Below are 12,847 nucleotides of genomic sequence, written 5' to 3'. Positions count from 1 at the left end.
TGTGGTGGCCACCAGGGTGCTCGCGCTGGAGAACGACCCCGGTGCGGCGCTGGCGCTGAGGCTCACGTTCGAACGCGCGGGCTACGAGGTCGTGCTCTCCTTCGACGGCCAGTCGGGTCCGCGGCTGGCAGGCGAGCAGCGGCCCGACCTCGTCGTCGTGGACTGCGAACTGCTCGGCGCCGACCCACGGCCGCTGCTCGACCGCATCCGCGACAGGGCCGACGTGCCGATGTTGCTGCTCACCTCGCCGCACCTCGCCGAGAACGGCTACGAGGGAGCCGACGGCTGGCTCGCGCGGCCGTTCACAGGTGAGGAGTTGCTCGCGGAGGTCGAAGCGCTGCTGCATCCCGCGGGCAGTGATCGAGGGTGACCGCGGATAGCGCGGCCGCGCCCTCAGCGCTCCACCGACGGTTTGCCTGTCGTGATCTCGTGGGCCAGCACCGCGAGGGACAGCGCCAGCCCGGCCCTGTGGTCGTGCAGTGACGTGCCCAGCAGGCTCTCGAGCCTGCGCAGCCGGTTGAGCACGGTGTTGCGATGGCAGTACAGCCGTGAGGCCGTCGCGGCGGCGGAGCGGTTGGTCTCAAGCCACACCGCCAGGGTGGGCAGCAGCACGTCGCGCTCACTCGGCGTCAACCGCAGCAGCGGGCCGAGCACGCCCCGCAGCAGCCGCTCGGCAAGCTCCGGTGAACGGGCAACCAACGCCTCCGGCAGCCGCTCGTCGAGCACGGCGAACCCGGCATCGCAGTCAGGCAACGTGCGCAGCGCCAGCAGTGCGAGATCGTGACCGACGCCGACCTCGGCGAGGCCCGCCACAGCGGGACTGACGCCCACCCCGGCCCGCACGCCAGCACGAAGCAGGTCCAGCACGGCCGAAGGCTGCCGCCCCTGCAGCGCCACCAGGCCCACCGTGGTGCGATCTCTGGGCTGCCACACCGACTTCACCCCGTAGCTGGCGAGGGCATCCTGCGGCATCGCCAGGCCCGGCATGCCGTCGGCGGCCATGCTCGCCACGAACACGAGGTAGTCGCTGTGCCCCGGCAGCCCCAACTCGGTGGCGGCCCGCTCGGCGAAGCCGGCGTCCCTGCCACGGCCCCGGAGCAGGTCACCGACCAGCGCATGCCTGCGATGGTCGTCCAGCCTGCTCAGTTGCAGCTCGGTTTCCCGGTAGGCCTGCGCGACCGCGGAGGAGGCCTCGTCGACCACCGTCCACACCGTGGTGGCGACGTCGAGCAGCTGGTCGCGATCCACCCGGCGGTCCTCCTTGCCGGTGCGGACCAGGCCGCGCCACAGCACCCTGCCGCCAAGCCGGAACGACCGCAGCACCGAGTCGAGTGGCACGCGCTGCTCCGCTCGGCGCGAACCCGTGGTCCGCGCGGCGTCCAGCGGCTCGTCACCTGCCGGCACCGTGTCACCGAGTAGCTGCAGGATCCGTTCCAGGTTGGTGCGGCAGGAGCGGCGCAACTCGGCGAGCGTCACCAGTGCCGCGTCGTGGTAGCCGGGGTTCTCGGCGAGGATGTCCGCCACGAGTTCGTCCGTGAGCTCGTCGAGCCGCGTGATCAGCGCACGCGCCAACTCCTCGGCGAGATCAGACACCTTCGTCTCCTCGGTTGCAGCGACCGAACCACCGTAGGACACAGCCGCCGGGTGACCGAGGGCACGTCCACCATGCCGAGAATCACGACTACTTCATGGAATAGTTAGCACCGCTACGCAAGTTGTTCTGTCCGTCGGGCCGAGCGGACTGGAGGCGGCATTGAGCACGGACACGGCAGTCAGCGGGACCGGGCAGGCCACAGTCGCCGAGCGCCGCGGCCACCGCACCGCCAAGTACGCGCTCATCCTGGGCGGGCTGACGGCGTTCGGCCCGCTGTCGGTGGACATGTACCTGCCCGCGCTGCCCACGATGACCCAGGACCTGCACAGCACCGACACGGCGCTGCAGTTGACCCTGGCGGCGTTCATCGTGGGGCTGGGCGTGGGGCAACTGGTCGTGGGCCCGCTCTCCGACGCGTGGGGACGGCGCAGGCCGCTACTTGTCGGCATCGCCGTTTTCGTGGTCGCGTCGGTGCTGTGTGCCGTCAGCCCTTCGGCCGAAGCACTGATCGCGGCGCGCACGTTGCAGGCGTTCGGCGCCGCGGCCGGGGTGGTCATCGCGCGCGCGGCGGTGCGTGACCTCTACTCCGGCATCGCGATGGCGCGGTTCTTCTCCATGCTCATGCTCGTCACCGGACTGGCACCGATCCTCGCGCCCGTCATCGGAGGCCAACTGCTCGCCGTGACGTCGTGGCGCGGGATCTTCTGGGCGCTGACCGGCTTCGGCGTGCTGCTGCTCACCGTGGCGGCCTTCGCGCTGCCGGAACCGCTGCCACCAAGCAGGCGCAGGCCCGCCCGCTTCGGACCCGTCATGCGCACCTACGGTGGTCTGCTGAGCGACCGGCTGTTCCTCGGCTACGCACTGGCCGTCGGCATGGCGTTCGCCGGGATGTTCGCCTACATCTCCGGCTCGTCGTTCGTGCTGCAGGGTGTCTACGGCCTGTCCCCGGTCGAGTACAGCATCGTGTTCGGGGTCAACGGGTTCGGCCTCGTGGCGGCGAGCCAGGTCAACGGCCGCATCGTCGCCCGGTTCCGGCAGCGTTCGCTGCTGCTCACCGGCCTGCTGGCCACGCTGGCGGGTGCGCTTGGCATGGTGGCCGCCGCGGTGTTCGGGCTCGGGCTGGCGGGACTGCTGCCACCGCTGTTCGTGTTGGTCTCCTCCATCGGGTTGATCATGCCCAACGCGACCTCGCTCGCGCTGGCCGACCACCCGCACACGGCAGGCTCGGCGTCGGCGTTGCTGGGGGTCGTGCAGTTTCTCGTCGGAGGCGCCGCCTCACCGCTCGTCGGCGCGTTCGGGGAGGGCTCGGCCGTTCCGATGGCCACGATCATGGCCGTGACCGGGATGCTCGCGCTGGTCAGCTTCGGTGTGCTCACCCGCCGCCACTCCACGACACCGCGGCCCGCCTGAGATGCGGCCGGCAGCCTGAGGGTGCACGGTGAGTCGATGGCCAGCAGCGAGAGCTCCGCCGACGACTCCCAGGTGATGCTGAAGTTCGGCCACGAGGAACTGCTCGTGCGCCAGCGCTACGAGGTGCTCAGCATCGGCAACGACATGCTCATCGCACTGTGGTTCGCCGTGGGCAGTGTGCTGTTCTTCTCCGAGTCCACCACGACAGCCGGGACCTGGCTGTTCCTGCTCGGCAGCGTCCAGCTGTTCGTCCGTCCGGTGATCAGGTTGACCAGGCGGGTACACCTGCGCAGGCTCCGCCCCGGCATGCCCGGCGAGACCGCGAGGGACTTCTGAGCCGCTCGGCGCTACTCGAAGCGGCCGAGGTCCTCCTCCAGCAACTGCCGCGCCGACACGGCGGCACGGCTGTCGACCAGAGCCTGCAGGGCATCGCCTTCGTCCCAGGAGTTGACGTTGAGCGCTGCCCGCACCCGGCCCTCACGCAACCAGAACGCGATGAACTCGCGGGAGGAGAGGTCTCCGCGCACGACGAGTTCGTCGGCGGCGGGATCGGCGAGACCGCGGTACTCGCACCCGAGGTCGTACTGGTCGGTGAAGAAGTACGGCGTGGCCAGGTACGGCTCGTTCTCGCCGAGCAGGTTGCGGGCGACGTGGGCACCCTGGTCCTTGGCGTTGGCCCAGTGCTCCACTCGGACCCGGTGTCCGTAGCGCGGATGCGAGTGCGAGGCGATGTCACCGGCGGCGAACACCCCCGGCGCCGCCGCCAGTCCCTCGTCCACCGCGACGCCACCGTCGGCCGCGAGGTCGAGACCCGCGGCCTCGGCGAGCTCCACCCTCGGCCCCGCCCCGACGGCGACCAGTACGAGATCGGCGGCGAGTTCCTGGCCGTCTCGCAGCCGCACCCCGCGCACGCCGCCCGCGTCTGCCGTGAACTCGGCGATGGCGGTGCCGAGCCGCCATTTCACCCCGTGTTCGGTGTGCAGGTCGCGGAACACGGCGGCCACCTCGGCGCCGAGCACGGGCAGCAGCGGAAGTTCGGCCTGCTCCACCACGGTGACGTCGGCGCCGTGCGTGCGTGCGGCCGCGGCGGCCTCGGTGCCGATCCACCCCGCACCGACGACCACCACCCGGACGCCCTCACCGAACGCGGCCCGCAGCGCGAGCGCGTCGTCGAGCGTGCGTAGGGTCCGCACCCCCGGCAGGTCGGCACCTGGCACGGCGACGTGGCGAGGGCGGGATCCGGTGGCGAGCACCAACCGGTCGTAGCGATGGGTGCCGCCCCTGTCGTCCGTGACCAGTTGCTGCGCCGGATCGACCCGCTCCACCCGCACCGAGGTGCGCAGGTCTATGTCGTGCTCGGCGTAGAAACCCTGGTCGTGGACCCACTCCGGCTCGTCGGTCTCGCCGAGCAGTACCGACTTCGAAAGCGCGGGTAGCTCGTACGGGCGGTGGGACTGCTCACCGAACAGTGTCACCTCGCCGCGGAATCCGCGTTCTCGCACTTCGGCGGCGGCCGTGGCACCCGCCAGTCCAGTTCCGACAATGATGATCCGCTCCGGCTCGGGCATCGGTCCCTCCGTTGCGCCTGGTGAACTACCCGGACTTGAGACTACAGTTCGCAGCTACCACAACGACACAAAGTGATACGGGGTGAAGTCGCTCGGGGCGGGCGTCATCAGCCGGCGACAGCGCCATCGTATTCAGCACACTGACACGCACACCAGAGCAACACCGGGATAACGAGGGGCGGTCTACGTGGTGGTGCGCGATGAATGGGCGATCTCCTGCCGAGATCTCGCCGGGCGGCGGCGGGAGGTCACCGTGCTCGTGAGCAGCGACCGGGTGGTGCTGATCGCACCGCCGGGTGAGGCTGCGGTGCTGACGCCGCTGGACGTGGGGCGGTTGCGTGCCGCCCTGCGCGATGCCGTCGTCAGCGTCGGTGCGACCGCCTCGGGCGAGGACGCCGAGGAGGGTGACGACGGCGAGTTCGGGCCCGCGTAGCCGTAACCGGCCACCTAAGGTCTACAGACCATGACGGCTGGCCGGTGGACCGCGGTGGACGACTACTTCAACACTCACCTGCTGCGACCTGACCCGGCGCTGGACGCTGCGGTGCAGGCCAGCGCGGAGGCGGGGTTGCCCGCCATCGCCGTCGCCCCCAACCAGGGCAAGCTGCTGTATCTGCTCGCGAGGATGTCGCGAGCCCGGTCGGTACTGGAGATCGGCACGCTCGGCGGCTACAGCACGATCTGGCTGGGCAGGGCACTGCCCTCGGACGGCAAGCTGGTCACGCTGGAGATCGACGAGCACCACGCCCGGGTGGCGCGGGAGAACATCGAAAGGGCCGGACTGGCGCAGCAGGTCGACATCCGCGTCGGCAGGGCGCTCGACACCCTGCCGACGCTGCGCGACGACAGCCCGTTCGACCTGGTGTTCATCGACGCGGACAAGCCGAACCTCGCCGAGTACTTCAGGTGGGCGGTGCAGCTGAGCAGGCCGGGAACCGTGATCGTGGTGGACAACGTCGTCCGAGGCGGTGAGGTCGCCCAGGCGGACAGCGACGACCCGGCGGTGCGCGGTGTGCGGCACCTGACCGAGTTGCTGTCGACAGAACCGCGAGTGGAGGCCACCGCGCTGCAGACGGTGGGCGCCAAAGGCTACGACGGGCTCGCGATCGCGCTGGTCACCGGCTGATCGCCTGCCGGGAAGAACCGGGCCGCTCCCGAAACGCTCACCGAAACGGCATCGCCTCTGCTCGCGGGCAGCGGACCCTGCACGCGGCAGCGCACGTGGTGCCCGTCGCCGAGGCGCAGCAGCACGGTGGCGTCGTGGCCGTGGAAGAGGACGTCGGTGACCATGGCGGCGACACCCTCGCGACCGGTTCGGTCGATGCGTACCTGTTCGGGCCGCACCAGCACGGTGCCGCGCCGGGACAGCTCGGACTCGGCGGAAGCCGCCGCGTCCTCGGCGGTCACCTTGAGCCTGCCCAGCGGGGTGTCCACGGCGCCATGGCCGGGTCGCCCGTCGAAGACCACTGCCTCGCCCACGAACAGCGCGACATCCAGATCAGCGGGTTCGAGGTACACCTGCTGCGGGGTGCCCAGCTGCGCCACGACCCCGTCGCGTAGCACGGCCACCAGATCGGCCATACCGAGCGCCTCCTCCTGGTCGTGGGTGACCAGCAACGCGGTGGCGCCGGAGGCGCGCAGCGCCGCCCGTACGTCGGCTCGCAGTTCCGCCCGCAGCGCGGCGTCGAGGGAGGAGAACGGTTCGTCCATCAGCACCACACCCGGTCGCGGCGCCAGTGCCCGAGCAAGCGCGACCCGTTGCTGCTGCCCACCGGACAGTTGCGCAGGCATCCGCTTGCCGTACCCGGCGAGGCCGACCAGTTCAAGCACCTCATCCACGCGCCCTTGCCTGCGCTGGGCCCTGGAAAGGCCGAAGCCGACGTTGGAGGCGACGCTCAGGTGCGGAAACAGCGCGCCCTCCTGCGGAACCAGCCCGATGCCCCTGCGTTCGGGTGGCACGTGCACACCGGGGGCCGACAGCACGCGGTCTCCCAGCGCCACCCGACCTGCCCGCAGCGGATGCAACCCGGCGAGCACACGCAGCAGCGTGGTCTTGCCGCAGCCGGAGGGCCCCAGTACGGCGGCAAGCGCGCCCTGCGGCACGGCGAGATCGAGGCCACGCAACACGGGCTGGGGTCCGTAACCCGCGACGAGACCCTCGACGGTCAACCGGCTCATCGCCTACCCCCTTTCCGGAGGAATTGGTCGAGCAGGACGGCGGGCACCGCCGCCACGACGAGCAGCACCGCCGCGTACGGCGCGGCCGCGGCGAACGCGCCGATCTCGGTGCTGCTCCACAACTCGGTGGCCAGCGTGTCGGTGCCGGTCGGCCGCAGCAGCAGCGTCGCGGGCAACTCCTTGGCGCTGGTCAGGAACACCAACGCGGCGCCGGCCAGCACACCGGGTGCCGCGAGCGGCATCGTGACGAGCACCTGGGTCAGCAGCCTGCCCCTGCCCAGTGAGCGCGACACGTCCTCGAGCACGGGCGGGGCCTGTGCCACGGCGGTGCGCACGGCGCCCACCGCAAGCGGTAGGAACAGCACCGCGTAGGCGAACGCCAGCATAGGCGTGCGCTGGTACAGCTGAGGCGCGACCCTGATCCCGAAGAACACCAGCGCGAGCCCGACCGTGATGCCGGGAAGCGCGTGGCCCGCGAAGCTGGCCAGTTCCACGCCGCGCGAGAGCCTGCCCCGCTGCCGGGCGGCGAGCACGCCGACGGGAATCGCCAGCGCCACCGTCAGCAACGCGCCCGCGCCCGCGACGGTGACGGTGCCCAACGTGGCCGACACGAGGTCGGGGACGTCAATGCCTGCCGAACGGCCGACGATCAGCCAGCGCACCAGGCTGAACACCGGCACACCCAGCGAAAGCACCAGCAGCACGACCACGCCCAGCAGCGCGGGAATCCGGGCCCTGCCGAGGCGAACCGTCGCCGCGGGCCGCGCGGCACCACGGGCCGAGCGCACCTCGGCGGCGCCTCTTGCTCGCCGCTCGCCCACGGTGAGCAGCAGCGCCAGCACCACCAGCACGCAGCCGAGGATCGCGGCGGGCGTGCGGTCGAAAGTGGCCTGGTAGCTGGTGTAGATGCCCAGCGTGAACGCCTCGAAGCGCATCAGCGACACCGCGCCGAAGTCGCTGAGCACGTACAGCGCCACCAGCAGCGTTCCGGCCGTGGCCGCGGGGCGGATGTGGCGCAGGGTCACCAGCAGGAACGTCCTCGGTGCCGACTTGCCCAGCGAGCGTGCCACCTCCTCCAGCGCGGGATCGGCGGTACGCAGTGCCGCGGCGACGGGCAGCAGCACGTAGGGGAACGACACCAGGGTCAGCACGACGAACGCGCCGAAGAAACCGGAAAGGTCGCGCCACTGCGCGATCCAGGTGAACGCCGCGACGTAGGACGGCACGGCGAGCGGCAGCACCAGCAGCACGGCGGCGACCCGCCTGCCCGGTAGGTCGCTGCGCACCGCCAGCCACGCGCCGAGCACGCCGAGCACCAGGCAGGCCGCCGCCACCGCGGCGGCGAGCGCGAGGCTGCGCAGCGCCAGTTCCAGCGTGCGCTGCTGCCACAGCACCCGCCACACCGTGTCCGCGCCCGCGTCGAAGGCCCGCACGACGAGGTAGGCCAGCGGGGTCAGCGCCGCGACCGCGGCCACGATCGCGGCCGCGGTCAGCAGTGGCGCCGATCGCGTGCCCCGCCCCTCGCCGGGGCGGGTGGTGCTCGGGATGCTCGTGATGCTCAGGACAGCCCCGCCTCCTGCAGCATCCGAAGCGTCTGCTGCAACGTGGAAAGCCGCGACAGATCAAGGTCCGGTGACTGGATCTCGGTCAGCGGCGGCAGGTCGTGCTTGCTGGAACTGACGCCTTCGATGACGGGATACTCCGCGGTCTCGTCGGCGAAGTAGCGCTGCGCTTCCTGCGACAGCAGGAATCGCACGGCCTTGCGCGCGGCCTCGTCGGAGTCGTTGCCCGAAAGCACCCCCACACCGGCGACGTTCACCAGCGCCAGCGGGTCGTCACCACCGACGAAGTGCAGCTTGGCGTTCACCCGGTTCTCGCCCTGCTCGGCGATTCGCTCGTACCAGTAGTAGTGGTTGATCAACCCCATGGCGACCTGCCCCGAGTCGACCGCGTCGAGCACCGCCAGGTTGTTCTTGTACCGCTGCGGTTCGTTCGCCGCGAAGTCGTTCAGCCACTGCCGTGCCGCCTCGTCGCCGCGCAACACCCGTAGCCCGGTGACGAAGGCCTGCCAGGAGGCATTGGTGGGCGCGAACCCCACCTTGCCGCGCCACTTCGGGTCCACGACGTCGTCCACGCTTCGGGGCAGGTCGGCCTCGCTGACCTGGTCAGGGTCGTAGGCGACGACCCGAGCCCGGGCCGAGGTGGCTACCCACGTGCCGTCGTCGGCGCGGTACTGCTGCGGAACCAGCCCCAACACGTCCTGCGGCAGCGGTTCGAGCCTGCCCTGCTCCGACAGCGCGCCGAGCGCGCCGGCATCCTGCGAGAAGAACAGGTCAGCGGAGGTGCCGTCGCCCTCTTCGAGGATCTGCGCGGCCATCTCGGCGCTGCCGCCGTAACGCACCTCGACCGGCATCCCGGTGTGCTGTTCCAGGCGATCCAGCAGACCGCCGACCAGGCCCTCGTGGCGGCCCGAGTAGACCACCAGCGTGTCGGGACCCGCCTGGCCGTCGCCGCAGGCCACGGCCAGCGGAAGGACGACGGCGCCGAGCAGCGCCGCCGTCGTCACCCGATGACGGAATCGCACAGTTCCTCCTCGCTTCACGAAGCCACCTTCGGCAACGTCTTCGGGGTGGTCGGGCAGGTCGCGCGCTGCACCGCACTCGCTCTGCGGGCGGCCCGCTCGCCCGCCAGCCGCACAGCGAACTCCACGGCCAGCCACGCCACGACCCCCACCGCGATGCTGGCCGCGAACACCACCGGCGTGGGCAGGTGAGCCAGCAGCCCGGGATAGACGGCGTAGTGGGTCAAATAGATCGACAGTGACGCACCCGCGATCACGGTCAACAGCCGGGCGAACGGCGTCGGCAGCGCGATGGTGGGTACGGTCAGCAGCAGCACCAGGCCGCCGACGACGATGCCGTCACGCACCGGGTCGCCGAAGTAGCCGGACACCAGCAGCAACCCCAGCAGCGCGACCGCGGCCTTCCTTCGCGGGGTGTCGGCTCGCAGCGCGAGCCAGCCGAGCACGAAGAACCACAGCGCGCCGTGCAGACTCATCGCGTGGTCGAAGGGCTGGCCGACTCCGGCGAGGCCGAGGTTGAGCGCCAGTGCGACGGCCAGCACGGCCAGCGGGAACCGAAAGGGATGGCGGCGTTCCGCGGCGCGCACGGCGGGGACGGCGAACAGCAGCCCGAACACCAGCAGCGCCTGCACCAGCACCTCGATGAACCAGTAGCCTCTGGCGACCGGCCCTGGCACGTAGTTGCTGAGCAGCGCGATGTTGGCGGCCCCGACGTCGGGTTCGGTGAAAGCCCGTACCCAAAGCCACAGCATCGACGGCACGGCGACGCGTGCCGCGCCACGTAGCACGCGACCCGCGACCGCGGGTTCGCCGTCGGCAAGACCGAACCTCGCGAACGTCCAGCCCGCGAGCACCAGCAGCAGGTGGGCGCCGCCCATGATCCCGAAGAAGCCCACGTGGGTTCCGACGACCAGCAGGATCGCCAGTGCCCGCAGCACGACGTTGGTCTCCACCGCCGGAAACCGCCTGCGGCGCGGTCGCAGCCGCTCGAGTTCGCGCACGGTCAGGTTGGGCCAGCCCTCGGGCACGGTGCCGAGCACCTTCTCCAGTTCGGTGGCCATGCGCACGTAGCTCAGCGAGTCGCCGCCGAGGTTGACGAACGTGGCGTCGTCGGCCACGGTCGCGATGCCGAACACCCTCGTGAACACTTCGCGCAGCGCGGTCGGCGCCTGCTCCAGCCCGGCATAGTCGATCTTGCCGTTGGCCAGCCTGGGCAGTTCGTCGACCTCGCGCACCCGCACGGCGGCCGCGGGCAGCCCGAACGAGTCGCGGACGAGGCGTCGTACCGCTTCGACGTCCGCCGCGCCGCCTGCGACCGCCACCAGCAGGCCGTCGTCGGTGCCGGTGCACGCCGCCTCGTGGCCTGCCAGGGCCAGGGTTGCCTCGACGTGGTCGAGGTCGATGCGCAGGCCGAACGGCTTGATGAAGCGGCTGGCGCGGCCGACGATGCGGTAGAGCCCCTCCGGGGTACGCCTCGCGATGTCGCCGGTTTCCAGTTCCCGCACGGTGCGGCCGAGGGCGAGGTCGTCGGGAGACTCGGCGTAGCCGAGCATGACGTTGGGACCCCGGTAGACCAGCTGCCCTTCCTCGCCGTCGCCGGTGAGACGCGCGTCGGCCAGCCGGAAAGACCCACCGGGGATGGCGTCGCCGATGGTGTCCGGGTGGGTGAGGGCGAGTTCGGGCGGAAGGTAGGCCATGCGTGCGGTGGCCTCGGTCTGGCCGTACATGACGAACAGCCGCCAGCCCTCACGCTGCCCCAACTCGGCGAGTCGGCGCACCCGGTCGGGCTCCAGCCGCCCGCCCGCCTGCGTCACGTAGCGCAGGCTGGGCAACTCCATGCGGTCGAACCCGACGGTGTCGAGCAGTTCGAAGGTGTAGGGCACGCCGTGCAGGCTGGTCGCGCCCCACTGCCGCGCCAGCTGCCAGAATCGCGGCGTCACCACGGATTCGCCGGTCAGCAGCAGTGCCGAGCCGCGCAGCAGGTTGCTGTTGACCACCGACAAGCCGTAGCTGTAGTGGATCGGCAGCGAGGCGATGGCGCGGTCGGTGTCGCGGATGTCCAGGTAGGACGCGATCGACTCGGCGTTGGCCCGCACGTTGCGTGCCGAGAGCCGGACGAGTTTGGGCGAGCCGGTGGAGCCGGAGGTGGACAGCAGCAGCGCCAACTCCGGGTGCGGATCGTGTGCGGTGTTCTCGCGGCGTTGCACCAACCGCCAGGCGCGGCCGTCCGGCCGCAGCACCACGTCGGGGTCGTAGGCCGACACCATGGCCTCGACGCGGTCGTCCTGTGGCGGGGCCAGCAGCACCGGGTGCCCGGCCGACAAAGCGGCGAGGTAGGCCACGAGCGGCTCGATGTCGTTGGACGCGGCGATCAGCACCAGCCTGCGGGCCGTTGCCGTGCCCGTCAGCCGCACCCGCATCGCGTCGACCCGGTCGGCCAGCTCGTGGTAGGTCAGCGGGGTCCCGTCGGGGGTCACGACGGCAAGTCGATTACCGTGTCGTCGCAGGTTCGAGGCGAACGGCACGGCCGCCTGTGCGGGGCCGGTCGCCTGCGGTGCGACGTCCAGTGTCACGGCTCGTGCTCACTCCCGATCGGGTCGACCACCCCGTGTCGACAAGCCAAGCCTTCCCAAAATTAGGGAAGCCTTGCCTGAGCATAACCCCGGGAGCGGGTGGCAACCAAAGTGAGCAAGGCCACTGCCGGCATGCGAGCAGGAGACGGGTCACTGCAGGAACCCGCGCAGCAGTGAGGCGGTGCCCTCGACGTGCTCGGTCATCGCGCTGCGCGCGGCGGCCGAATCGCCCGCGAGTATCGCCTCCACCACGGCTTCGTGCTGGGCGTTGGAGTGGTCGAGGTTGGGTTCAAGCAACGGGATCTCGTCCAGCAGTTCGTTCACGCGCATCCGAACGTCGGCAAGGGCCGAGGTCAGCGAGGCCGAGCCGGTGACCTCGGCGATGGCCAGGTGCAGGCGAGAGTCCCTGCGACGGTAGTCGGACACGTCGGCCGTGCACGCCTCGGCCAGCGTGGCTGTGAGGTGCCTGCGATCGGCCGGGCTCAGCGAACGGGATGCCGCAAGCTCGGCGGCACCGGTTTCCAGCACGTACCGAAGGCCGAGGGTGTCCTCCAGTGCACCCGGGTCGGTCAACCGACCGGCGGCGCGCGGCGCGGGCAGACTTTCCTTGACGAAAGTGCCGCCGTAGCGGCCCCGCCGCGACTCGACGTATCCGGCGTCGGCCAGCGCCCTGATGGCCTCACGCAAGGTCACCCTGCTCACACCGAGCCGCTCGGCCAACTCTCGTTCCGACGGCAACCGCTCCCCCGCGCCCACCACACCCAGGCGCACCGCCTGCAACAACCGCTCCACGGTCTCCTCGAAGGCGTTGCCTGCGCGGACGGGGCGAAACAGCGCGTCTCCGGCGCTGGCACCGGCCACGGCGGGGACCGCTCGTGGGTCCCTGCCGAGCCCAGTGCTCACGGCCGCCTCCTGCCGATCCGGTGTCCTGCGGCGAGTGTAT

12 protein-coding genes are annotated in these 12,847 nt (G+C 71.0%); 5 read left to right on the top strand and 7 right to left on the bottom strand.

What is annotated here, in order from left to right:
* Position 1: 1 nt before the first annotated feature.
* Entirely contained in the window at positions 2–370 is a 369-nt protein-coding gene (locus SACMADRAFT_RS08805; RefSeq protein ID WP_009153455.1) for a response regulator transcription factor, read from the top strand.
* Between the two features lie 23 nt (positions 371–393).
* On the opposite strand, the gene SACMADRAFT_RS08800 is transcribed toward SACMADRAFT_RS08805, so the two are convergent.
* Positions 394–1,593, bottom strand: a complete 1,200-nt coding sequence (locus tag SACMADRAFT_RS08800; protein WP_009153454.1) for a PucR family transcriptional regulator — start codon at positions 1,591–1,593, stop codon at positions 394–396.
* Between the two features lie 160 nt (positions 1,594–1,753).
* On the opposite strand from SACMADRAFT_RS08800, the gene SACMADRAFT_RS08795 reads away from it, so the two are divergent.
* Together SACMADRAFT_RS08795 and SACMADRAFT_RS08790 are read left to right on the top strand one after the other, a co-directional pair.
* Positions 1,754–3,004 carry a Bcr/CflA family multidrug efflux MFS transporter gene (locus SACMADRAFT_RS08795; protein WP_009153453.1) on the top strand — a complete coding sequence of 417 codons (1,251 nt, stop codon included), beginning with the start codon at positions 1,754–1,756 and terminating at the stop codon, positions 3,002–3,004.
* A 36-nt stretch (positions 3,005–3,040) separates the two neighbouring features.
* Complete coding sequence (locus tag SACMADRAFT_RS08790; RefSeq protein WP_009153452.1) at positions 3,041–3,340, top strand: YrhK family protein; 300 nt, start codon at positions 3,041–3,043, stop codon at positions 3,338–3,340.
* Between the two features lie 11 nt (positions 3,341–3,351).
* Here the strand turns inward: SACMADRAFT_RS08790 and SACMADRAFT_RS08785 are convergent, their stop codons facing one another.
* Positions 3,352–4,572 (bottom strand): NAD(P)/FAD-dependent oxidoreductase, encoded by a 1,221-nt coding sequence (locus tag SACMADRAFT_RS08785; RefSeq protein ID WP_009153451.1) that lies wholly within the window; start codon positions 4,570–4,572, stop codon positions 3,352–3,354.
* 187 nt (positions 4,573–4,759) lie between these two features.
* Between SACMADRAFT_RS08785 and SACMADRAFT_RS08780 the strand changes: the two genes are divergently transcribed.
* Both SACMADRAFT_RS08780 and SACMADRAFT_RS08775 read left to right on the top strand, forming a co-directional pair.
* On the top strand, positions 4,760–5,005 hold the full coding sequence (locus SACMADRAFT_RS08780) for a hypothetical protein (protein WP_009153450.1): 246 nt from the start codon (positions 4,760–4,762) through the stop codon (positions 5,003–5,005).
* A gap of 30 nt (positions 5,006–5,035) precedes the next feature.
* The gene (locus SACMADRAFT_RS08775) at positions 5,036–5,698 is read left to right on the top strand and encodes an O-methyltransferase (protein WP_009153449.1); all 663 of its coding nucleotides are present in this window, start codon (positions 5,036–5,038) and stop codon (positions 5,696–5,698) included.
* On the opposite strand, the gene SACMADRAFT_RS08770 is transcribed toward SACMADRAFT_RS08775, so the two are convergent.
* The 5 genes from SACMADRAFT_RS08770 to SACMADRAFT_RS08750 all read right to left on the bottom strand — a co-directional run bounded on the left by SACMADRAFT_RS08770 (position 5,662) and on the right by SACMADRAFT_RS08750 (position 12,807).
* The gene (locus SACMADRAFT_RS08770; RefSeq protein ID WP_009153448.1) at positions 5,662–6,750 is read right to left on the bottom strand and encodes an ABC transporter ATP-binding protein; all 1,089 of its coding nucleotides are present in this window, start codon (positions 6,748–6,750) and stop codon (positions 5,662–5,664) included. The two genes, SACMADRAFT_RS08775 and SACMADRAFT_RS08770, sit on opposite strands and share 37 nt — an antisense overlap.
* Positions 6,747–8,225, bottom strand: coding sequence for an ABC transporter permease (locus tag SACMADRAFT_RS08765; RefSeq protein ID WP_009153447.1), 1,479 nt, complete (start codon positions 8,223–8,225; stop codon positions 6,747–6,749). Before SACMADRAFT_RS08765 ends, SACMADRAFT_RS08770 begins: the two co-directional genes overlap by 4 nt.
* Positions 8,226–8,308: 83 nt before the next feature.
* Positions 8,309–9,316: an iron ABC transporter substrate-binding protein gene (locus SACMADRAFT_RS08760; RefSeq protein ID WP_040925612.1), complete on the bottom strand. Its 1,008-nt coding sequence runs from the start codon at positions 9,314–9,316 to the stop codon at positions 8,309–8,311.
* Positions 9,317–9,348: 32 nt separating this feature from the next.
* On the bottom strand, positions 9,349–11,904 hold the full coding sequence (locus SACMADRAFT_RS08755; RefSeq protein WP_009153445.1) for an AMP-binding protein: 2,556 nt from the start codon (positions 11,902–11,904) through the stop codon (positions 9,349–9,351).
* Positions 11,905–12,054: 150 nt separating this feature from the next.
* Positions 12,055–12,807 carry a FadR/GntR family transcriptional regulator gene (locus SACMADRAFT_RS08750; protein WP_009153444.1) on the bottom strand — a complete coding sequence of 251 codons (753 nt, stop codon included), beginning with the start codon at positions 12,805–12,807 and terminating at the stop codon, positions 12,055–12,057.
* Positions 12,808–12,847 lie beyond the last annotated feature (40 nt).

The organism is Saccharomonospora marina XMU15 (assembly GCF_000244955.1).
In the GTDB taxonomy this organism is placed as follows: domain Bacteria; phylum Actinomycetota; class Actinomycetes; order Mycobacteriales; family Pseudonocardiaceae; genus Saccharomonospora_A; species Saccharomonospora_A marina.
Note: the sequence above shows the minus strand (reverse complement) of the source record. Positions and strands in the feature narration are given on the sequence as shown.

Coding starts and splice junctions, on each gene's coding strand:
- SACMADRAFT_RS08785 (WP_009153451.1), bottom strand. CDS start 4,572: ATGCCCGAGCCGGAGCGGATCATCATTGTCGGAACTGGACTGGCGGGT.
- SACMADRAFT_RS08775 (WP_009153449.1), top strand. CDS start 5,036: ATGACGGCTGGCCGGTGGACCGCGGTGGACGACTACTTCAACACTCAC.
- SACMADRAFT_RS08770 (WP_009153448.1), bottom strand. CDS start 6,750: ATGAGCCGGTTGACCGTCGAGGGTCTCGTCGCGGGTTACGGACCCCAG.
- SACMADRAFT_RS08790 (WP_009153452.1), top strand. CDS start 3,041: ATGGCCAGCAGCGAGAGCTCCGCCGACGACTCCCAGGTGATGCTGAAG.